At 36.7% G+C, this 23,443-nt stretch carries 17 protein-coding genes; 6 read left to right on the top strand and 11 right to left on the bottom strand.

Annotated features, from left to right (window positions below; translation table 11 throughout):
• Nucleotides 1–9: 9 nt before the first annotated feature.
• From ACXACQ_RS14040 to ACXACQ_RS14030, 3 genes are read left to right on the top strand one after another with little or no spacing between them, the layout of a single operon-like run.
• Nucleotides 10–1,062, top strand: a complete 1,053-nt coding sequence (locus ACXACQ_RS14040) for a sensor histidine kinase (protein ID WP_474976584.1) — start codon at nt 10–12, stop codon at nt 1,060–1,062.
• Nucleotides 1,037–1,798: a LytR/AlgR family response regulator transcription factor gene (locus ACXACQ_RS14035; RefSeq protein WP_474976583.1), complete on the top strand. Its 762-nt coding sequence runs from the start codon at nt 1,037–1,039 to the stop codon at nt 1,796–1,798. Before ACXACQ_RS14040 ends, ACXACQ_RS14035 begins: the two co-directional genes overlap by 26 nt.
• 45 nt (nt 1,799–1,843) lie before the next feature.
• Nucleotides 1,844–4,864, top strand: a complete 3,021-nt coding sequence (locus ACXACQ_RS14030) for an AsmA family protein (protein ID WP_474976582.1) — start codon at nt 1,844–1,846, stop codon at nt 4,862–4,864.
• A gap of 61 nt (nt 4,865–4,925) precedes the next feature.
• Here the strand turns inward: ACXACQ_RS14030 and ACXACQ_RS14025 are convergent, their stop codons facing one another.
• The 3 genes from ACXACQ_RS14025 to ACXACQ_RS14015 form a co-directional block, all read right to left on the bottom strand.
• Nucleotides 4,926–6,227: a M64 family metallopeptidase gene (locus ACXACQ_RS14025; RefSeq protein ID WP_474976581.1), complete on the bottom strand. Its 1,302-nt coding sequence runs from the start codon at nt 6,225–6,227 to the stop codon at nt 4,926–4,928.
• Nucleotides 6,228–6,245: 18 nt separating this feature from the next.
• A complete protein-coding gene (locus ACXACQ_RS14020; protein WP_474976580.1) occupies nt 6,246–6,758 on the bottom strand; it encodes a hypothetical protein in 513 nt (170 codons plus the stop codon).
• 168 nt (nt 6,759–6,926) lie between these two features.
• The gene (locus ACXACQ_RS14015) at nt 6,927–7,391 is read right to left on the bottom strand and encodes a helix-turn-helix domain-containing protein (protein WP_474976579.1); all 465 of its coding nucleotides are present in this window, start codon (nt 7,389–7,391) and stop codon (nt 6,927–6,929) included.
• 748 nt (nt 7,392–8,139) lie between these two features.
• On the opposite strand from ACXACQ_RS14015, the gene ACXACQ_RS14010 reads away from it, so the two are divergent.
• Nucleotides 8,140–10,095: a cellulase family glycosylhydrolase gene (locus ACXACQ_RS14010; RefSeq protein ID WP_474976578.1), complete on the top strand. Its 1,956-nt coding sequence runs from the start codon at nt 8,140–8,142 to the stop codon at nt 10,093–10,095.
• Between the two features lie 28 nt (nt 10,096–10,123).
• On the opposite strand, the gene ACXACQ_RS14005 is transcribed toward ACXACQ_RS14010, so the two are convergent.
• Nucleotides 10,124–10,696: a hypothetical protein gene (locus ACXACQ_RS14005; RefSeq protein ID WP_474976577.1), complete on the bottom strand. Its 573-nt coding sequence runs from the start codon at nt 10,694–10,696 to the stop codon at nt 10,124–10,126.
• Nucleotides 10,697–11,132: 436 nt separating this feature from the next.
• Between ACXACQ_RS14005 and ACXACQ_RS14000 the strand changes: the two genes are divergently transcribed.
• Nucleotides 11,133–11,585: a MarR family winged helix-turn-helix transcriptional regulator gene (locus tag ACXACQ_RS14000; protein ID WP_474976576.1), complete on the top strand. Its 453-nt coding sequence runs from the start codon at nt 11,133–11,135 to the stop codon at nt 11,583–11,585.
• On the opposite strand, the gene ACXACQ_RS13995 is transcribed toward ACXACQ_RS14000, so the two are convergent.
• The 7 genes from ACXACQ_RS13995 to ACXACQ_RS13965 all read right to left on the bottom strand — a co-directional run bounded on the left by ACXACQ_RS13995 (nt 11,582) and on the right by ACXACQ_RS13965 (nt 20,708).
• The gene (locus ACXACQ_RS13995) at nt 11,582–12,262 is read right to left on the bottom strand and encodes an SGNH/GDSL hydrolase family protein (RefSeq protein ID WP_474976575.1); all 681 of its coding nucleotides are present in this window, start codon (nt 12,260–12,262) and stop codon (nt 11,582–11,584) included. The genes ACXACQ_RS14000 and ACXACQ_RS13995 overlap by 4 nt on opposite strands.
• A gap of 94 nt (nt 12,263–12,356) precedes the next feature.
• Entirely contained in the window at nt 12,357–13,442 is a 1,086-nt protein-coding gene (locus ACXACQ_RS13990; RefSeq protein ID WP_474976574.1) for a heparan-alpha-glucosaminide N-acetyltransferase domain-containing protein, read from the bottom strand.
• 26 nt (nt 13,443–13,468) lie between these two features.
• Nucleotides 13,469–14,068 carry a nitroreductase family protein gene (locus tag ACXACQ_RS13985; RefSeq protein ID WP_474976573.1) on the bottom strand — a complete coding sequence of 200 codons (600 nt, stop codon included), beginning with the start codon at nt 14,066–14,068 and terminating at the stop codon, nt 13,469–13,471.
• An 82-nt stretch (nt 14,069–14,150) separates the two neighbouring features.
• A complete protein-coding gene (locus tag ACXACQ_RS13980) occupies nt 14,151–16,595 on the bottom strand; it encodes a GNAT family N-acetyltransferase (protein WP_474976572.1) in 2,445 nt (814 codons plus the stop codon).
• A gap of 17 nt (nt 16,596–16,612) precedes the next feature.
• The gene (locus tag ACXACQ_RS13975; RefSeq protein WP_474976571.1) at nt 16,613–17,800 is read right to left on the bottom strand and encodes an MFS transporter; all 1,188 of its coding nucleotides are present in this window, start codon (nt 17,798–17,800) and stop codon (nt 16,613–16,615) included.
• Nucleotides 17,800–19,131: a lysine N(6)-hydroxylase/L-ornithine N(5)-oxygenase family protein gene (locus tag ACXACQ_RS13970; RefSeq protein ID WP_474976570.1), complete on the bottom strand. Its 1,332-nt coding sequence runs from the start codon at nt 19,129–19,131 to the stop codon at nt 17,800–17,802. The genes ACXACQ_RS13975 and ACXACQ_RS13970 overlap by 1 nt, the downstream gene beginning before the upstream one ends.
• A gap of 47 nt (nt 19,132–19,178) precedes the next feature.
• Nucleotides 19,179–20,708, bottom strand: coding sequence for a pyridoxal phosphate-dependent decarboxylase family protein (locus ACXACQ_RS13965; protein WP_474976569.1), 1,530 nt, complete (start codon nt 20,706–20,708; stop codon nt 19,179–19,181).
• Between the two features lie 394 nt (nt 20,709–21,102).
• On the opposite strand from ACXACQ_RS13965, the gene ACXACQ_RS13960 reads away from it, so the two are divergent.
• Nucleotides 21,103–23,427, top strand: a complete 2,325-nt coding sequence (locus tag ACXACQ_RS13960; RefSeq protein ID WP_474976568.1) for a TonB-dependent receptor — start codon at nt 21,103–21,105, stop codon at nt 23,425–23,427.
• Nucleotides 23,428–23,443: the final 16 nt, after the last annotated feature.

Below are 23,443 nucleotides of genomic sequence, written 5' to 3'. Positions count from 1 at the left end.
TACTGTTATATGAATAAAAGACCACTTTCTTCAGATTTATTAAAGGTAAACTTCATTGTTTCCCTATTAATTAACCTGATCTCATTCATATTTTTCTCTATAAGTAAAATGCCCACGTACAATGCGGTTATATATTCCGTGATGGGGCTTACTTTATTATTTATTGAAGGTCTTATCACATTCATCACCTTAAACTCAAAACATTTTGATTTAAGTAACAGCTCTCTAAAACAGTTTACAAAATTCAGGTATTTATCTCTTTACGCTATAAACCCCAGTATCCATTTTTTAATAACACTACTATTTAAGCCACTAACAAGAATACCAACTAACACGTGGTTTAATCCTAGAGTGGCCATTATAATATTGCTCACCAGCTGGATCAGTACTTTTATTTTCAGTTTTCTTTACAAGTATATTTTCCTTCAAAATTCTAAGCTCTATGCTGAAATTGAAAACCTGAAATTAAAATCTATCATAAGTGAAACCTCCAACCAGTTACTAAAACAGCAGGTACATCCACACTTTTTATTTAATGCCCTTAATACGGTAAAATCTTTATACAAAAAAGACCTAGAAAAAGGTGAACTATACTTGGTGCATTTGGCTAACTTCTTAAGGGAATCTATTTCAAACCCTACCTCAAAATTGGTAACGTTAGATTATGAGTTTAACCTATGCAATGAATACATAGCTATGCAAAAGTTGAGGTTTGGCGAATCGCTTAAATGTCAATTTGACAACACCCACTTAATGGGGAATAGTAAATTTGTGCCATACTTTGCCATTCAAACATTATTAGAAAATGCTATTAAGCACAATGAATTAACAGAAGAAAAGCCCCTTTATATTCATGTGCGAATAGATCAGCAGTATGTAACAGTAAGTAATAACTTGCAACCAAAGCATATCAATGAAATATCTACAGGCCAAGGCCTGTACAATCTAAGAGAACGCTACAGGTTACTTTCGGGAGATGATATCTTAATAAAAGAAGCTAATAACCAATTTTCAGTGAGCATCAAATTATTAAAAGATGAAGATAGTTATAATAGAGGATGAAAGACTTACTGCCGAAGACTTAGCAGAAACTCTTCAGGAATTAGATAAAAGCATTACCATAGTAGCCAAAATACTATCGGTAAAATCGGGTATGGACTACTTTAAAAATAATGAGATGCCTGATTTAATTTTTAGTGACATACAACTGGGCGATGGGCTAAGTTTCGAAATTTTTGAAACCATAAACCTTACCATACCCGTCATATTTTGCACGGCATATGATGAATACGCACTAAGTGCATTTAATGCTAATGGTATCGCGTATCTTTTAAAACCATTTACCTCACATTCTGTAGAGGCTGCGTTAACTAAGTTCAGAAATATAACAGGCTACGAACAAAAAAGTGAAGTTTCTTATGGCCAGCTCAACCAATTGTTTGAATCCAGAAATTCGGGTTTGCCATTAACTTTATTGGTGCACTACAAAGACAAAATACTGCCTATAAAAGTACAAGAAATAGCTTTATTCTACTTGAAAGATAATATCGTTCACCTTACCACATTTAATAAAGAGAAATATATCATCAGAAAGACTTTAGATGAATTAGAAAAAATAACTGATACGAATTTCTTTCGTACCAACCGACAGACGCTAATACACAGAGATGCTATCATAGATGTTAGCAACCATTTAGGCCGTAAATTATGGATTAACCTTAAGGTAGCCAAAGATGAAAGTGTGACCGTAAGTAAAGAAAAAGCTCCACTATTTTTTAAATGGCTCGAAGGCATCTAAACCCCATTTACTCTTACTATTGAAATCACCTTTATGAAAATATTAATGAAAAAAATAATGCGCGACTTGGCCTTTGTCACTATCGCACTGCTTTTACTTTTAGTTTTATCGATAAGTATAGCTTTAAACGTAATTTTTACTCCTGAAAAAATTACACCTATAATTATAGAGCAAGCTAATGAGCAACTAAATGCAGAACTTGATGCCGAAAAAATAGAATTGACCTTCTTTTCGTCTTTCCCTAGGTTCACCCTTGAAATAAAAAATGGAACCTTATCCAGAGAATGCCAATTTACAGACTCTTTATTGTGCTCTCAGTACAAATTTGGTATTGACTCATTACTGTCCTTCAAAAGCTGTGAAGTAGCATTTAACCCTATAGCCTACCTTAAAGACAAAAAAATTAAGATAAAACATGTACTTATAGATAGTCCTATTATACATGCAAGTATGGATGCTGAGGGCAATACCAATTGGGATATTTTAAAACCTAGTACAGCAATTGAAGATACTACACAGCAAAAAACTGATACGGCAGCCTTCAACATAGACTTTAATCTACAAAAGCTATCGGTTACACATGCCCAAGTTACTTATAAAGACATGTTGACGAAAATATACACGCATCTTCAGGACTTCAACATAGACTTAAAAGTAAGTAGAAATGAAAATAACAGTTATTTAAAAACCCAAATAGAGGCCAAAAGCATTTCTTTTATCAACGAAAAAGGTAAAGTAGTTGATAATTTACCCTTTCAACTTTCAACAGAAATTGCAATAGATAAAACCCAACATACTGCCACTCTCAACAACACCAGTTTTAAAATAAAAGACATTGCTTTTGATTTGAAAGGCCATTTTCTTCACCATCCCGATGCACATGAGGTGGAAATGAACCTTGAAAGCAACTTAAATGTCCCTTCGTTAGAAACAGTACTTGGCTTACTACCCAAGCAAATGGAAACTAACTTAGGGGGGCTCACTACATCAGGAACCGTAAACTTTAGCACCAATGTAAATGGCATTTATGGGCACCACAAACGCCCCGATATCTCCGCTAAGCTGCTAGTAAAAAATGGCTCACTTTCTACACTAAACAACCCTACTAAAATAGACCAACTAGAAGCCGACATAGATTTTCATGCTTCGGCAACTAATAAAGAGAGTAAAATAACAGTTAATCAATTTCATTTTAGAGCGGGCAAATCAGAACTTAACCTCACTGGTTCGGCTCAAGATTTATTTAGGAATACAGACATCAACGCTAACAGCAAAGGACATATAAACCTTCAAGAAATTTACAAGGCTTTCCCTCTAGTTCCTGATCTACAGATAGCCGGTAACTTAGAAATAGATGTAACTGGCAAAGCATTTAAAAATGACATTTTGAATGAAGACTACGGAAAAATAGATTTAAAAGGACACACTAACCTTACTAGCATAAAAATCAATTATAAAAAAGACAGTATAATAGCAGAGCTACCAAAACTAAACTTAAGGTTTGGGCAAATCCAGAAGTTCAAGAATGACAATAAATTATTAGGAGGACTACTTGAAGTGAAAGGGCTAAAAGCTAACATAAAAAACAGCCTTACTCTAGAAACAGATTCACTGTACTGGGGCTTTGGTGCACTTCCTGCTAAAGACTCTACTGCTATTTCGAAAGTAAAATCTTCCATTTTCATTAAGGGCACCAAGGTTAACCTTGCTGATACTATAAAGGTGAAAGCTAGTAATATACGCTCTACGGTTGATTTTGGACCAACAGCAGAAAATCTTCTGCAACCACAAATATCTACCACCTTCAATATAGATTCAATAGGACTTAAATACTTAGAAAACTTTGTAGGAATTACACAAGGTGAGTATGATTTTAAGATAGTGAAAAAAGGCCCTAAGCACTGGCCTGCCATCGGAGACATTGCTTTTTCTAAGGTTTACATTTTCACCCCTGCATTCCCAAAATGGATGCAGCTGCCTTCTACCTCTGTGCAGCTCAGGGAGGGTTTTATAGAATTAGCACACGCACATCTAAACATAGGAAACTCAGATTTTGAACTCACAGGTAAAGTATATGACTTAGATAAAGTGTTTTTAAAGAAACACCCATTAAAAGCAGAGCTTTCTCTTTATTCAAAATACATAGATGTCAATGAATTAATCAATATTCAGGATCAGGCCAACAAAACGGACTCCACAACTACCCTAGCCACTACTGCACAACAACAGGAAGAAACTCCTAATGACACTATCGCCTTCCCTCTTATAGTAATACCAAAAGGAGTGCATTTTACTTTTGACAGTAAAATAGACAAAGTGCATTATAGAAACCTGGATATTAATAACATAGATGGAGTTATAAAAATTGAAGATCAGCATGTAAAACTTCAAAACCTAATAATGCAGACCATGGCTGCTAACCTAAAAGCTACGGTTAATTATGTAGCTAAAGATAGCACCAATGCTGATGTTTATTTTGACTTAGACCTTGACGATATAGACCTCTCTAACTTGGTAACGCTGCTTCCTGAATTGGATTCTTTACTGCCTATGACCAAATCTTTTGAGGGGCATGTGAATTTTAAAGTTAAAGGCAAAAGCAAACTTGATAGCAAAATGGAAGTACAGCTTCCTTCTGTAGCGGCCATAGGGCGTATTGCAGGTAAAAACCTAGTGATATTAGATGATGAGAATTTCCAGCAGTTATCAAAAACCTTAATGTTCAAAAACAAGGATAGAAACTTTGTAGATTCTGCAGCTTTTGAATTTATAGTGAAGGATGAAGCCATGGAAATATTACCATCTTTAATAACCGTAGATAGGTACCGAGTGGCTGTAGGTGGCATTCAAAACCTAGACATGTCATACGACTATCATATCAGTGTATTAAAATCGCCAATGCCATTTAAGGCCGGTGTAGATGTAAGTGGAAACATAGATGATTATAATATAAAAATCACCAAAGCAAAGTATAAATACCTTTTCTCAGACAAAGAGCGGTTGCAAGCTAAGGCAGACTCATCTGTAATTAAAAAACGAGCGGCCATTTTAAAATTGCTCAATTAAGATCCATTTTGTGTGTTCAGGACCGAGAACTGTATCTATTACAGGGCTCGGTCCATTAATTTTATTGCTTTACAATTTTTTTACTTATCACCTGATCATCACTAAATACCTTTATTATATAAACTCCTGCACTTATCGCATTTAAGTCCATTTCAATCCGATACATTCCAGTAACAAATTGATTAACAACTACTTCACCATTCAGATTATAAAGTTTTATTTCAGTAGCATTTAAAGATGATTTTAAATCCACATGCAGCTTTTGGTCTACCGGATTAGGATAAATGTTCAATTCATCCACTTCATCTTCAACTGCTTCTCTGGCCAAACCATTGGACAAAGTCAATAATTGATAGCTACTGTAGCCACTAGTCCCGCATTCATTACTGGCAGAAACGGTAAAATAATAAGTGCCTGTAATGCCCAACGTAGCAGAGTTTGTAGCTGGCGTAGCAGCAGTAACCCATTCTGAACCAGTCCATCTCAGTAAATTATAATTAGTTACCCCCTGCTGAGCATTCCAACTTACTGTATTACCTTGTGCCGTTAAACCTTCTGGTGTAGCAGGCGCTGCAGAGCAACCGCCCCCCACAAGGTCATTAGTTTTATTAATTAAAGTATTACCACACACCAAATCAAAATCGCCCGCCAAATACCTCATCTTACAGTTTTGATGGGGACGATACCATGAGGTATTTTCTTCATAAGGATACACTCCCACTCCGCTCTGGCCAATATATTGACTCCAGCGTGGGTTAGAATAATTCTGAGTCATATTAGGTCCTTCCTGCCCTCTATACCAATACTCATCTATTAAACCAGCAAAGGTATGTCCATATTCGTGCAAGAAAAGATCAATAGCAGAGCTGTGTGTAGATATACATGCAAATGCTCCTCCAGCACCGCCATACGTGGTAGTATTTACCATTACCAGCACCACATCATAAGTAGGCACATGAGATGCTGCCACAGACCATACTCGCGATGAATTAGAAGGGTAAAGTAAACGCTGTGTAACCCCATCGGCATAAAAAGTAGATCCAAAATAATTGTCTACCTTATTGCTTGGCGATGTTCCTGCTCCTGTTTGATTAGAGACGGCACCAACTGCAAATACATTATAGCTGCTGCTTAATCCGCTAAACGGATATTCGCTAAAAACGCCAGTCACAACAGTTTGTGCATCGTTCCAAAATTTGTTTAGTTGCGAACTCGTGTATCCATCAGCTAAAATGGCAATGTTCACCTTGCTATCATTACTTCCACTGTTTTTTATCTTCCTTACTTCAAACTGCTGCGCATTAGCCAAGCCCTGCAGTCCAACAAATAGGATGATTAGAATTTTTGTAAAATTAGTTTTCATATAAGGTTAGGTTGTTAATTACTGGTTTTTCAAGTCGAAAATGTAAACATTACCAGCGCCTCCCTTCTCCACTTGTAGCTTACTCATTTTCGAATTATACCTAACTCTTAATACCATTGATGCTTTTTTGTAATTCAACTTAGCCTCCACAAAATCATCATTTTCATCGCGCGGAGGCATTTCCAAGGTTTGCACCAAAGGATTATCCACTACAATGCTTTTTATCAAATTTCCATTTTCGGCCAGTAAACTACACCTATACTTTCCTTGCGGAACTGTTGGCGCATCTGGCATTTCACTTTTCAGAAACCCCTCAACAATCATCATATTTTTAAGGTCTATACTGTCTGGCTCATCATTTCCTGACGCAGACACAGCCAGTTCTATAATCATGATCTGATGTGATGTTTCGCTCTCTACCGTGCTAGAGCCAGATGGTACTGACAAAGTGTGTGTGGTTGTTTTAGTGGTTTTACATCCTACCAAACAAATTACAAGAAACACACTGCCTATGAATGAAGGGAATCTCATTGAATTGCACTTAATTCGGGTGTAAAAATGCAGTCAACAGACATTTGGGGCAAAATAGAACAATTAATCAAGGTATTTAAGGTTTAGGTGAAGTGATGAAGTAAATGAAAATTATGATCAACTTCAACCCGAAATACCAAAAAATGCAGTTATGAAAAATACAAATCGTTATTTTTTCTTTAAAGCCTCTTCTAACCAAAATATTAGCTGCTTTTGCGCCTGATCTCTTTCTCTTACGAGCATTTTATTCTCTTCCATCAGGTCATCTAACCTCTTTTCCCATCTCTCCACATTGCTACCCTGAGTAACATTTGTGGCTACAGGTGGTTGCTGCACACTGATTTTTGGTCTTGCCTGCGGTGTATTAAACAAAGCAGGAGCTTTATTTGCGCTCTGATTTTTATTAATATCAAGTGTATAACCATCAGCCAGTATCAACTCATCTAGTGTAACATTAAATAGCTCTGCAAAAAGAATAAGGTAGGTCAATTTAGGTTCTGTAAGCCCTTTTTCATATTTACTGATAGCAGCCTTCTGAACGCCAATTTTTATAGCCAGTTCCTCTTGGCTGTAGCCAGCTTCTTCTCTTAACCTTTTTAAATTAGTGCCTAATCCTATTTTGTTATTTTCCATTTACCTCAGTTATCAGGCACTAATTTAATCACATTTTATAAATACATTAAACCCTACCCCAATGTTGATTTAGGATACTTTATCAAATAATCTCAGATCCTCGTTTTCGTAGCAATGATACCTGCATTGTTAGTCAACTTTTTTAGCATAATGATAAATACAGCAAATTTACTCAAGGCAAGGATTTCGTTTACTAGTATTTAACTGCTCATAGCCTCACCCTAGCAAATATACTCTTGTCTAATGCTCCACAAATGAAAGGGGTTCATTTCATATTTTACACTATTAAGTTCTGCATCTCCAATTTACAGCTTACAGGCATGCAGTAAAAACATCGAGAGTGACTAGCCCCAACCACTAATCCAATGGTATCTCAAAGTGGAAATCAATTTTTTTAGCCACCACGCTTCAATTACTTTTATTTATATCATCAATAACACAGAAAACGTTTGCATAAACCATTAGAGACACTCCTAAAACAGCTAAAAACGGACATTACACCATTAGATTAATCATTAAAATTAACACATAATTAATTGAATAACAGGAAATTAAAACACAAAAAGTATACATGACGTAGCGATTTTGAAAGCTGTAGTGTTTTAAGTGTAGAGTGAAGTTTCGATCTGCCATTTTCTAAGGGTATAATTGTCATACTAAAACTTAGAAGTAAAACTGAGTAACTCAGCTGCAGCCTCATAATGAGAGTTACCATGTTTACTAAAGTTCAACTAAACCCAATAATATTATGCAAAACTTTAACGCTAAGCGAGGGCTTGGCATCATGCTATTACTATGCATGCTGTTAATGTCTTCATTTACAAAATTACATGCTCAGTATGTACATACACAGGGCACTCAAATAGTAGATGGTAACGGCAATCCTATCTTTTTTAGGGGTATTAACTTAGGCAACTGGCTGTTGTGGGAAGGATACCTAATGATGGGAGATTTCGAATACAGAACACATACACAGTTTTTCAATAGCATTAAATCCGCTTTTGGTGACGATTTAGGGAAAGCTATAGAATTTGAGCACCAGTGGAGACTAAACTATGTTAATGAACAAGCTATAGTAGACCTAAAAAACAATGGCTTTAACGCTGTAAGAGTGCCTTTCCACTTTAACCTTTTCTGGGATTATGGCACTTACAACGTAACTGACAGGGGTTTTCAATACCTAGATAGAGTTATTGAGTACTGCCGCAATAATGGCATGTACGTGCTGTTAGATATGCACGCAGCTCCTGGGTATCAAAACCCTGGAGACCATAGTGACAATGTCAACTCTAACTCCAGTCAACCAAGAGGCTCTGTTACGTTTTGGGATGGTGATAATGTAAACATTGCTTCTAAAGTATGGAAGCATATTGCCAACTATTATAAAAATGAGCCTGTAGTTTGGGGCTACGACCTTATCAATGAGCCCGTGCCACAAGGAGGCAGAGAGTATGAGCTTATGCCCTCTATGGTTACTATGCGTAATGCCATTAGAGAAGTAGACAATAATCATATAATAGTAGTCGAAGGCAGTTGGTGGGGATCTGATATGTCTAAGCTAGACTGGCAAAACGGGTACACTCAAAGCCAAACTGGCATTACTGCCAAATGGGACAACAACTTGGTTTACCAAACACACCACTATGCCGATAGCCCGGATGCACTTAATGGTAGATTAGACGTAACAAACCGTTTAGGCATTCCTCTTATGTTGGGCGAGTACGGTGAAAACAACAACACAGTATTGCGTTCTATGACTGATTGGTGTCAAAACCATAATGTAAGCTACTTCCCTTGGTCATTCAAAAAAATGTACCATGACAAATGCCTTTGGACCATCAACCCTAACTCTGCTTATAATGCAGTTAGAGATTATATCAAATATGGAGGTACACCTCCTGCCAATGCTTATAATAACATGATTAGTTTCTGTCAAAACAACATAGGCAATGGCGTACCTGGTTTTACATGGCATGAAGATTTTTACAATGCTGTAAAATACACCGGTAGTAACGATGATGGCGGTGGCGGTTCGGGTAGTGGCGCTCCTATTGGACAAACTATTTGGTTAAAAGGATATAACGGCCAGTATGTATCATCAGAAAATGGTACTGCAAGCATGATGTGCAATAGAGCCTCTGTAGGTGGCTGGGAGCTATTTTACGTAGAAGCTACTTCTGATGGTAAAATAGCCCTAAAAGGAAGTAATGGTAATTATGTAAGCAATGGAGGAGGCACAAATCCTTTAACATGTAACAGCACATCGGTGAGTGGATGGGAAGCTTTCACCTGGGAAAACCTTAGCAACGGGCAAGTGGCATTAAAAGGCTTCAACAACCAATACGTAAGCAGTGAAAATGGCACATCACCAATGATGTGCAACAGAAGCTCAGTAAGCGGATGGGAAGCTTTCACTTGGGGCGTTTCAGGTTCTGCTCGTATGGGTGCTGTAAATACAGCTGCTGAAGTAAGTGTATTTCCTAACCCGATCAATGGAAACAGATTTACAATAGCATTACCTACTCACAATGCCATAAAAACATCAATAAAAGTTATGGACATGGTGGGTAAAGAAGTATACGCTAACACTGTAAATTTAAATCAGATAGAGATACAACTTCCTTCTGATCTGAAACCTGGTGTCTATCACCTGTTAATTTCTAATACTGAAATTAAAACAGATCGAAAAATAGTGGTCAAATAACAATGTAATAGAGGGGAATATTTCCCCTCTATTTTTCGTACCGCACTATCCTAACCATAATGTCTTGTGGGGCTGGCTCATTACCCCCAAAATATGGAAACAACAAATATTTACTGTCATTGCCACAGTTTTGGTTTCGTTTCATTTCAAATTCATGCGCATCATTTACGGCAAATAAATAGCCATTATCAGTTATAGTAATAGAATAACTATTCAGCTGATTTAGTGCTACATCAGTTATATACTCAAAGTAACGCTTACCTTCTATGTAACAGTAGGCAAATATTTGCAACTCATCATTATACCATCTCCAACCAAACCTTGCACTATTTTCTTTATGATTACTTCCACAATCTGAAAAGCCCAATAACTTATTAATATCAGTTTGATTTGAAGAATCGTCAGTAGCATACATGGCTGAGTAATCAAACATAGCATCAAACCTAAGCACAGAAGAATCGTATTGTTGAGGTATTCTATTAGACTGGTGCTCTCCTTTCTTAATCAAATATGTTTTTTCTAGATCCTCTTTAAATGGATTTTCTATACTAAACTGACAACTACTAAATAATAATACAACTATAGGCAGGAAGTATCTCATAACTCTTAAATGTTTTTAGTTTGGTTCAAGTCATGAAATACCAAAAGCATACCCACAGAATCACCATCCTAATAATCAGAGGATTACAATAAAATCAGCTAATGAAAAGTTTCATTTTAATAGCAATTTCCGCCAAATGGAAAGATGCAGGAGATTAATAAATGCAAATATTGCTGAAAGATATAGTAGCAAAAGCGACATAAGAGAGAATTAACCTAGGAAAAATATAAATAATATTATATTTTGAGAGATATTCGAGCTCAAAACGCATTAATTAAATAATCCTTATTTATATTTGTTTAACAATAAAAAAGTAATAAAATTAAAATTAGTTAAAACTTAAACCAATTTTATCATATAGAACGGATTTTGGTACAGTTTTAAATTGCCAACATTCCCCACTAGTTATTATAATAAATCCAAATTAAATACATCTATGACTCCCGATCTGGAAGAAGCACGTGAGTTTTTAAAATCTGTTTTACGCGTAAAACACATCACCCGACAGTTCATCTTAAAAGCTATAAGAGAGCAGGATATTGACATTACTTATGAGATGCTAGAAGTGCTGCATTACTTATGGAATAAAAATGCAGTTAATCAACAAGAAATAGCAGATGCAACCTTAAAAGATAAAGCCAGTCTCACCTATCTTATCGATCATTTAACTAAGAGACAGTTGGTTACAAGACAGCAAGATGATAAAGACCGAAGAAATAAGATTATCTTACTCACGGCAAAAGGGAACGAGCTTCGAAACATATTTATTCCTATTTTCAGGGAGTTATATGACAATATGCAGCGAGAAATTCCTAGAGACATACTAGTATCATCAACAGAATTACTTGATGGAATTTATGATAGACTAACATTAGCCTGCGAAGCCTAATTTTTAAGCGCTTGCTTTATGGCATCAACCACTAAGGGTTCCATTACCTTATACCCCGCTGCGGTGGGGTGTACTCCATCATTGCTATATTCTTTAGGCAAACCACCTCTATCATCAACCATAGCTTTGTAATAGTCTAAATAAATATAGTCATTGGCTTTGGCATAGGCTTTAATCATTTCATTTAGGGCTACAATTTTTTCTGCTGGTTTAATCTCCGGCCTCCACGAATACGCATATGCTGGCAAAACCGAAGAAAGCACTACTTGTACATCATTGGATGAAGCTAAATCGGTCATTGATTTGATATTATCCATAATCATTTCTAAAGTTGATGGCCCAGTATTACCTGCTATATCATTAGTGCCTGCCAAAATTACTACCACACTAGGAGAAAGATTAATAACATCTTGTCTAAACCTAAGCAGCATTTGCGGTGTGGTTTGACCACTAATACCTCTACCTATATATGAATGCTTTTTAAAAAATTCAGGAGATGTATTTACCCAACCTTCAGTAATAGAATTCCCCATAAACACCACCCTACCTGCAGCATATCTTTCCGTTTTCAATTCATTATTAGCCTCTCTGTATTTAGACAAATTTGCCCAATCCTGAGCCATAGTATTCATCGTTACGCTCATGAATAAGTATAGAATTATTGACAGTTTTCTCATACTTTAAGATACTGATTTAAATAAAAAGCCGGATGAGAATAGGGTATATTCAGCATCCGGCTGGCTACTTATTTAAAAAAACATCTTATTTTCTTTAAGCTGAAGCCACATTTCTTCTTTTGGTAGTAGCTAAATTATATATGTAATTAACTCCAAATGTTGCCAGCATAATTACAGGCATTATTAAGGCTGTACTTAATGGAGAATGCTGTTTATACCCAAAAAACATGGTACCCCAGAAAACCAAAGTCCATTGTATCACATACATTGAAGTAACGTTTTTACTACAATAATAAACTAGAGCTAAAAACTTGGTTGTGCGTTTTGCCTTTTTGATAAAGAAATGAACTACCCAGAAAACGATCAAGTTCAACCCTAATAAATAAAATACCCCTCCAGGCCCCAGATGGAAGAAATCTCCAAAGTGATAGCTGAAATTCATATAACAAAGACCTATACCAATGGCCAATAGTACTGCTCCTATTTGAAGCATTTTCATGAACATAAACTCCTGATCGTGCGATTTTTCTTGATACCATTTACCAAAAAACATACCTGCAAATATGAATGACATCCATGGGAATACCGGGAAATACACATGCCAAGCATCGCTAAAGAATAATTCGCATATATAGTGAAGTCCGTAAATATCTGATGATATACCGCTAAGCTCACGAGACGGAATAGCTACTAAAAGTGCTATTATAGCATAGCCATATTTGTTTTTTATAAAAGCATTGGCTAAGCCCATAAAAAATAATGACAAGCCGGCCAGCTGTAAAATATCTCCAAGAGAAGTTAAAAACAACAGTTGTCCAGAGCTTAATGGTCTGGTCCAGCCGTAATCCTGTACAAATCCATCTGGCATTGTATTAAATACCTCTAACGGCACTATAAACTTGAGAATATTCATTAAATAGCCTGCGCCTAATATAAGAAAGCCTCGTTTTATAGATCCACCTAAGCTTTGCCTACTGGACAAAACGTATGAAATCCCCATAGATACCAAAAACATGGCTGTACCTTTGCCTAGTAAGTGTATCACATGGCCAAGGGTTGAATCCCTCTGTGTTTCAATACTACCATACACCCAAAGGGTATGCACAAGTATCATCACCAAAACACTCATTCCTCTACCGAAATCTATGGCAAGAATTCGATTTGTTGACTTTTTTTCCATTTAATTTTAGTGTACTGATTTTAAGATTATTTCAACCAAGTCACTTTTTCGGTGATTGGCGTTCTTCGTTTTTGGGTGTTTTTTTCTTCTGTATTATAATAACCCATATAGAAAAAGCCCAGGCACCTTTCATCTTCTTCAATGCCTAATTCTTTGCCGTATTCTATACAAGCTTTACACGTATCCCAATAAGCTCCTATACCATAAGCACCACAACTCAACCACATATTTTGTACTGCACAAGAGAGCGCGGCTATTTCTTCCCACTCCTCCACCTTAGTATTTCTGGGCATAATTAGCGCTATCATGCAAGCAGCTTTTAATGGATAGTGCTTCACCCTTTCGTACCTTTTAGGAGGAAACTGGTCTTCAGGAAGTGTATTTTTATAATACTCAGCCATAAACTCTCCAAATTTTCTGCGCTGTGCCCCTTGGAGGACTATAAACCTCCATGGTTCTGTCATTTTATAAGTAGGAGCCCAGATAGCATTAGTCAATATTTCTTCCAGTATGCATTTTGGTATTTCTTTATCTACATACGCATCGGCAAAAATGCTTCTGCGCTGCCTTATTGCATCTGTGATAACCTTTTGATTTACCGATTCATCTGTTGATACTGATACCATATGATTATAATTCAGGATACTTATTAGTAATTAAAACAAGCAGAAGGGTAGCCTTAAAAGGCTACTCCCCCTGCCCTACCATCTAGATCAATGTGGTTTCTTCTGATGTTTGATGTCTGAATTGAGCAATAGGATTATCCAGCTTACCAAAAAACTGTAATGCCCCCACTGGGTCAGCAAGGTTTACCATTTGCTTATTATTTTTTAACTGAAGCCTATTTAAGCATGATCTTGTAAAATCATCAGCAAAAATGTCATACGCTTCAAATTTAGAGGCTAACTCAGGCCATTCAGCTTGATACTGGTGTATACTTTTGGCTACAGCCTTCCAAAATACATCCTCTTCACATATGTTTTGCTCTACCAAAATCGTGGATAAGAACCTGAAGAAACAATCAAATACATCTGTAAATATTGAAAGTAACTTTACGTCATCTGGCGTAGGAGCATGTATTCTTTTTACCTCTTCAGGCAAAGTGGCTCCTTCACTAATTACTAACATTTCTTCAGTAATATCCTTCATTATACCTTTAACCGGCACATTGTCTTCCAAAATAAGGATGAGGTTTTCTCCATGTGGCATAAAAACAATATCATAATAATAGAAACAATGCAGTAGCGGCTTAAGGTATGCCTTGAGATAAGCCTCTAACCATTGTTCTACACTAAGACCTGAAGCTTTTATAAGTTCCGCAACCAGCGAGTTGCCATCACTATCTATGTGTAGCAAGGCAGCCATGGTCATTAATTTCTGTCCTTTTGCCAATTTATTGACCGGACTTTCGCGCCATAGCGCTGCCAGCATTTTATTATAAGCACTGGTGCGGCCAAGCTCTTCAAAATATAAGTTACGGTACCCCATTGTAGCCACTTCACCTAACATTTCGAAGCCCTGACTTTTTAAGTATTCATCTGTGCCCAGCGTTTCTTCTACCCATTCTGTTATGGCAGGTGTACCGCCCATATAATACGGTGATAAACCACGCATAAAGCCCATATTTAATATAGAAAGCGCTGTTTTTACGTAAAATTTACTCGGGCTGGTAATATTGAATAATGTTCGAATAGACTGCTGAGCCAAATACTCCTCCTCGCCTACTCCCAGAAATATTAATTGCTTGTTAGCAATATCAGGAGAAAACACTCCTGCCAGTTTATTGAACCACTGCCACGGGTGCACAGGAATAAAAAAGTAATCATTGGCATCCACTCCCATATCGGTGAGCTTTGCATTAAACTGGTCTACTACATCAGCGCCAAGCTCCTTTGTAATGAGCTGCTTGTACGACAAGCCTTCAACTCCTGCATAATTGGCTCTGCTTTTATGCCCTGCAAGCCATACTAGTTTAAATGGTTGATCTGCCTCAGGTGCATACACCTTATAATCATTAGCATCGAACCCAATGCGTCCGTTATTAGCCACAAAACAAGGGTGGCCAGCCGTCATAGCATGTTCTATTGCCTGATAATCTGCTTCTAAAAGTTCATTAGATGAAAGCGTATTTTTGCTATGCATGTATGCACAACCGTAAAGCGTGCTAGTAATCTCCTCTAGGTATGTAGGAAGCATTTCTGCCGGTATACCTAATGTATCTTTAAAATCAAGAATGAAGGCAAGGCCATCTAACTCATGAGATTCATTATTTACTTTTTTCTCAATAGAAGCTTCATCTATTGACCAATGGTCTAAATGTAGCTTTTGAGCCTTAAAATAATAAATGGTGTCAGCTTTGTCAGATTTCAGAGCGTAATGTCCTTGCACTCCTTCTTGAGTAATTAATTCTGGTTTAAATATAAGTTCGTGGGTAAACTCTGCTATGCCCTTTCTAATGAGCAATCGGTTAGCCTTTTGCCACTTCTCTGCACTTAAATGAGACACTGCATGACCAGGGTTATTATTCATTTTCGTGAATTGAACGGCCTTAGAGGCTTCATTTTGTGCTTTTTTTATGGCCATTTCATAATTATTTCTAATACAAAAAGCCAAGTGAGCTGTTTTATGAGGTAACTCTACAGGGTGCTGATATTCAAAGCCTGCCTTTTTATTCAACACATGTATCTTCTCATTTCTAATGTCTGGTTCCACTACAATTCTTTGAGCGTTTTTATCGCTAAAAATGAAATCCATTATGGTAGTAAAAACATGCCAGGTGAAATTTGGCAATGGATTAGAGGCAGGAGCTATCAGTATATGCATACCTCTATCTCCTGGCTCAACATTATAGTAGTTACCAATAAGGTCTTTTGCTGGGTTGTATTTTTCCAACATAAATGCAGGCTCTCCATTCAAATAGCCCATAAACACTTCAGTATGCCCATTTATAATTTCCAAATACGCATCTTTCACTTGTTGTAGCGAAGTATTTTGCATATCCCAATATTTGGCATAATCTCTATTTACCCAATCGTGGATATAGGCACTATCATTTTCTAAATCGAATTGATAAAGACAAAAAGTACCAATACCTTGTATGGGTTTATTATACACTGCCTTTCGGCTAATTATATTTTCGTTTTGTGAATTCATGTTTGATATTATTTCACCTATTTACTCGTAGCCGCATGTTTTTGCTTAACCGAGAAATAGGCAGTTTTAAATGACAAATAATACAGCACTAGCGTAACCAAAAAGCCTATTACTGCAACCAAAAATGGTATTTGCAAACCAAAATTATCTACCAGCAGACCTACACAAAAAGAGCTGATTAAAACTCCTAGATTCTGAAAAAAATGAATTTTGCTATAGTCTGTGGCATAGGCTTTGGGGTTACTCAGCTTAAATAGCAACACATCAAATTTTACTATGCTTTGATAAATGGCCCAGCCATATATCAATCTGCCAAGTATCACTACTAACTCTATTTGTGATCCTTGAAGCAAAAGGCCTACTACCCCCAAAAGCAGTGAGGGTATAATGGCATTAAATGCATTATCACCAACATTTAACTTCTTTTCTAGCCACAATGCCAATAATGCAACTAAGCCCGGTATAGCATAGATACTACCTGAAATCAGCTTGCTATCGTAAATAGAAATCTGCTCCCAGTAAAGCGAGAAAAAGGGCCTTATCATATAAGCGCTACCGTATAAAATCATGGTTATTATGCCCAGCTTCAGAATAAAACCTTTTGGCATAATACCAGCTTCATTTTTTTCTGGCTCCGGAGAGGTATGATTAGTATCGTACTTGTCACTTTTGATTAAATAAAAACTCACTGCCATTTGAAAAAAGTCTCCTGCAGCCATTACCAGAAAAATGAATTTCGGGTTAAATGAATCCACAGATAAGCCTCCAAATATGGCACCTACAATACTCCCGAAATGAACCACCACAGAAAGTAAACCCACAGTACTTGTATGATTTTCTTTTTGCTCAAGGCTCATCACATAAGGGTAAATCAAAAGATAGCTACCTTTAAACACAATCATGGTTAAAGACACTACCCAAAACCAGATTAAGGAAGTATTCCAAAAGCAATAGAGACAAAGTAAGCCAGCTGCCAGCTGGGTGTACACCAATAATTTTAATTCCGGCACTTTTCTGGCTACATATGCCCAAAAAGGAAACGCAAACATTACCGTAAGGCACATGGCGGCTATATAGTAGCCCACATGCTTTGGATCTGTAACGCCAAAGGTTTCAGAAAAGAACTGCGGAAAGAAAGGATGCAACATAGAATCGCTTACCACCGCCAGCAGCGTCATCGCTATTAGAAAGAACCTTAATGTCATCAGTGGGCCAGTTCTAAAGATTTATCAATTGCTTCTTGCTCTGTTACTTCAAACTGCTGAAATGCAATTCGTGATTCCACAGGATAATATTCCTTACCAGTAATTTCTTTAATGATATATGAATTTCTGTAGCAAGCCATGCCTAAGTCTGGAGTTACAAAACCATGGGTGTGCAGCTCTGCATTTTGCACAAAAACATCTGCTCCGTCAGTATCTATGGTATAATTGCGGTTAACATCATATCTTCCCTTATCATCCCACTTTATACGATCGTTAATGCCATCTATAAAAGCTGGTTGACGATAAGCATAACCTGTAGCAAAAACTAACCCTTCGGTTTCATGTGCAAAAGCCTTTTCTTGTTCATGCTGAAATAGCTCTAAATAATATTTGCCTGTAGCCTTATCATAACTAATATCAGTAAGTTCAGAATTAGTCCGTAACCCTACTTTGATATCGCTGAGCAGTCTCTTATTATATAAAGTATCAAAAATACTGGCGATCAAGTCCATGTTAATGCCCTTATACAAATGTTTTTGATTACTAATGAGGTGATCTCTTTTAGATGGAGCCAAATTAAAGAAGTAATCAACATACTCAGGCGATGTCATTTCAAGAGTAAGCTTGCTATATTCTAATGGGAAGAATCTTGGCGAACGAGTAATCCAATGCAGCTCATACCCGTACGTATCTATATCTTGTAAAAGATCATAATAAACTTCGGCTGCGCTTTGACCGCTGCCCAAAACTGTTATCGATTTCTTTTCTTGTAATTGCTTTTTATGATTAAGGTAGCTTGCAGTATGCAGCGCATCGCCTTCTAACCCATCACAACATTGAGGTAAATAAGGCGCTGTTCCGGTACCAAGAACCAGTTTCTTAGCTCTTATCTCTGTTTTGGCACCTGTTTTGGCATCTGTAGTTTCTACCAAATAAAGCTTGCTATCGGCATCATAAGTGATATTAGAAACAGCAGTATTAAAATGTAGGTTAGAAAGCTGCTGAATTACCCACTGGCAATATTTATTGTACTCATGCCTTAGCACAAGAAAGTTTTCTCTTATATAAAAAGAATATATTCTGCCTTGCTTCTTAAGGAAATTAAGAAAACTATATGGACTAGTAGGGTCAGCCAAGGTCACTAAGTCAGCCATGAAAGGAATCTGAAGTGTTGTGTCTTGAAGCATCATACCAGGATGCCAGTTAAAGCTGTCTCTCTGATCGAAGAAAATACCATTAAGTTCATCGATAGAATCAGTTAGACAAGCTAAGCCTAAGTTAAAAGGGCCAACGCCTACTCCTGCAAAATCGTATATGATATCCTTATTCATTTTATGTAAGTTTTAATGTATTGATCTAGATTGGTAATGATTAATGATTAGTTATTTCTGAAATAGTCTTGTCCGTGCTTTTCAATAATTTCTACTATTTCTTCCATATCGCTAAGCTGAGTAATGGGGTTAAGCAAAGTAAACTTCAGGTAGACCTTTCCATCTACTTTAGTACTTGCTATCAAGGCATTGCCGTCATTAAACATGGCTTTTCTAATGTAGGCATTTACACCACAAAGGTCTGCTTGCGATTGAGGCAAAGGATTGTACCTAAATACTATGGCACTGATTTCCGGATGATTAAGCACTTCAAATTTTCCTCTCTCTCTAAGCATTATAGAGGTTTTCTGTGCCAGATCTATCATATCATCTACATACTGCCCTAACTTATGACGCCCCATAATTCTTAACGTCATCCACAATTTAAGCGCATCGAACCTTCTTGTGGTTTGAATAGACTTTTTAACCATGTTGGGCACTCCATCATCTTCCTGCTCTTTAGAGTTCAGGTAGTCTGCATGGTACTTGATATAATCAATATAACTTTTATCACGCATGAAAAAGCCACTTGAGCTTACCGGTTGAAAAAATGTCTTATGGTAATCAATAGTAGTAGAGTCTGACAATTCAATTCCGCTAAGTTTGTGCTTATGGTTGTCACTTAATACCAAACCTCCACCATAGGCTGCATCTACATGAAACCAGATATTATTATCCTCGGCTACCTGAGCTATCTTCTTTAATGGATCTATTGAGCTAAAATCAGTTGTACCAGCAGTGCCAACTACTGCTATTGGAATATTGCCCACGCTCTTTTCTGCTTCTATAGCGGCTTCTAGAGCTTTAACATCCATTTTAAATGACTCGTCAACAGGCACAGCCACGATAGACTTTTGCCCCAAGCCTAATAAAGAGGCATTTTTCTTCAAACTAAAATGACTTACTTCAGAGCAGAAAATTCTGAATTTATTAGCCTCGGCAGGCAGCCCATCCATTTTAGGGTCTATATCATAGTGTTTATGTATAAAATGATCTCTGGCCAGCAGTAGTCCCATCATGTTGGACTGGGTACCCCCGCTAGTAAATACACCATCACTATTTTGAGGATAACCTATTTTATTTAAGGTCCAGTCTATTAGTTTTAATTCTATAAAAGTTCCTCCAGCACTTTGATCCCAAGTATCCATTGAGGTATTGATAGCACTAATAATTACCTCCGCGGCTAGCGTAGGAGTTAATATCGGACAATTTAAATGGGCTACATATTTTTTATTATGGAATGAAATAGCATCATTCATATAAAGCTCCTTTAACTCATCAAGTGCCTCTTGTAAAGAATTGCCCATGCTGGTGTCATCAATAAAAACTTTATTGAAACGCTCCTTTACTTCATTGATAGAAACACCTGTAAATGGTGTGGGTCTTGTTTCTAAATGCTCTAGTACGGCATTTACTGTTTGGTTAATACTTTTTTGATAATACGCCTTGTTCTCTGGGAGATCACTGAAAATATACTTGTATAGCTGATCTCCCTTTGGCAGATCAGCAACATTGGCTCCATACTTTTCCTGAAACATGTTAGAGATTTTAATAGGTTGAAACTGTGGTATTGCGATTGTTTAGATAATATTTATCACTTATTTAGAATTAGACTAAATAAATTATGAAGCAAATGTAGAGCGCCAATGCTTCACTCGCAATCGCTATTATTAGTGTATTTAGTAACTAATAATAGCTAACTATTACTAGCCCTTTCTAAGCATTATCAATAGTAGTTTTAGGCTAATTCTATTGAAATCAATATATTAAAACATTAAGCATTAATAGAACTAATAACTACTAGTAGTGATTTAAAAGCACTATTTATAGCTATTGATTAAGGAAGAATAGAAATTATCTTTGCATTATTATTTAAAATTAGTCTAAATAATAATTATTGTGAGCAAACCCTTATTAACCCTCTTTTTAGTAATGGCCTGTATCAGTTCAGTCTGTGCGCAAACTATTGTAGGCAGAGTTACTGATAATAAGGGAAAAGCACTGCCTTATGCAACTATATCTATAAAGGGGTCGGCAAAAGGAACTAATACTGACGCTAATGGCCGCTATTCTATTGCAGCGCCAAAGGAAAAACAAGTTATTTTAATATGCAGTTTTATTGGATATAACAGCATTGAAAAAGATGTTTCTATCACCACCGATACCCCTACAGTTAACTTTGTGCTCTCAGAAAACACTAAAACACTTAACGAGATAAAGATTGAGGGTAAAAGTGAAGCCCGAGAAGTTCAAGAACAGCCCTATGTGGTTAACGCAATTGACGCCAAACTCCTAAAAAATAACATTGCAGACGTAAATCAGGTATTACAAAAAATTCCTGGCGTGCAAATACGACAACAAGGTGGAGTTGGCTCCGGTTTTAACCTATTCCTCAATGGCTACTCGGGCAACCAGGTTAAATTTTTCCTTGATGGCGTACCTATGGATAATTTTGGGGAATCGCTTAGCCTGAATAATATACCTGTTAATGTAGCCAAACGCATAGAAGTATACAAAGGAGTGGTACCTGTGCACCTTGGCGCTGATGCATTGGGTGGAGCCATTAATTTAATTACAGATCAGTCTTCTTATAATTATATAGACGCATCTTACTCATACGGCTCATTTAACACACACAGGTCTTCCATCAATGCTGCTTTTACTTCTAAAAAAGGCCTAACCGTAAGAACCAACATATTCCAAAATTATAGTGACAATAACTACACCGTGCACAATGTAAGAGTACCTCTTAGCAATGGTAAGTTTAGTGAACCTTTTGATGCAGAAAGATTTCACGATACATATGACTCTAAAACCATCAAACTAGATGCTGGGCTTGTTGGTAAATCTTATGCTGATAATCTATTGATAGGTATTATCCTTTCTGAGTCGGATAAGGATATTCAGACCGGTTCTACCATGGATAAGGTATTTGGAAAAGTAAAAAGAACCTCCAGCACAGTGATGCCAAGCATCAAATATGACAAAGCAGATTTATTTACCAAAGGACTAAATGTAAGCCTATATGGCTCTTACAACAATGGGGAAATTCAAAATATAGATACTACCGCCAGAACTTATTATTGGGATCAATCCTACAAAGAATTAAATGACACAACAGCTGCCGAGTTAATAAAAACGCTTTATACATTCAAAAACCACCTAAAACTACTGCGGGCGGGCATCTCTTACAACTTGGGCACACAACATAGAATAGACCTCAACCACGTGTGGAGTCAGTATGACAGAAAAGGGCATGATGAAGTTAATCCGTATAATCAGGCTTACGCATTTCCTCAAACAATAACGAAAAACATACTTGGTTTAGGCTACAGTTACAATTTTAAAGAAAAACTGAATGCCAACGTCTTTGTGAAATATTTTGGTTTGAAAGGCGAATACTTTAGAAAAGTAGATAGTTATGATGACCCAAGATACGAGAAAGTGGACCCTACTTACGATAAATTAGGCTATGGTGCTGCACTCTCCTATCACATTAATAAACAATGGCAGTTAAAAGCATCATACGAATTGGCCAGTCGCCTACCAGATGGTGACGAAATCTTCGGTGATGGCATTAGAATAGCTGCAAACCCTGAACTTAAACCAGAAGAGAGTAAAAACCTGAATGTGGGAGCTAGGTTTAGAACTAAGTTAGGCATAAAGCATATGCTAGAAGCTGAAGGGAATTTCATTTACAGAAATGCGGATGGCTTTATTAGAAATGAGATTGTAGGCAACCAAAATGTAGCCGTCAATTTACGAAGTGCCAAAAACTCTGGAGCTGAAAGCCAAATAACCTATACTTATAATGATAAACTAAGGATAACTTTGAATGCTACTTATCAAAATTTAGTCAACAACGATAAGTATGAGCCAGATCAGCCTGGTAAAGTTAGCCCCTTATATGAGGTAAGGCTACCAAACATTCCATACTTTTATGGCAACTCATCAGTATCTTACCAATTTGATGATTTATTAAAAGACCAAGATCATTTTAGTATTACTTATGGACTTTCCTACAACCATCAATACTATTTAAAATGGGATGTACTCGGAGACCCTGACTCAAAGAACAGCATTCCAGAACAATGGTCGCACCAGCTAGCTTTTGCTTACTCTTTAAGTAATGGAAAATACAATATCTCTGGCGAATGCAACAATATCACGGATAGTATTTTATATGATAACTTCAGGTTAGAAAAACCCGGAAGAGCTTTCTATCTTAAACTACGATACTTTTTAAATAAAATTTAATTAACTCCATTAAACT

This window comes from Fulvivirga sp. AWR4_260, from assembly GCF_056158185.1.
Note: the sequence above shows the minus strand (reverse complement) of the source record. Positions and strands in the feature narration are given on the sequence as shown.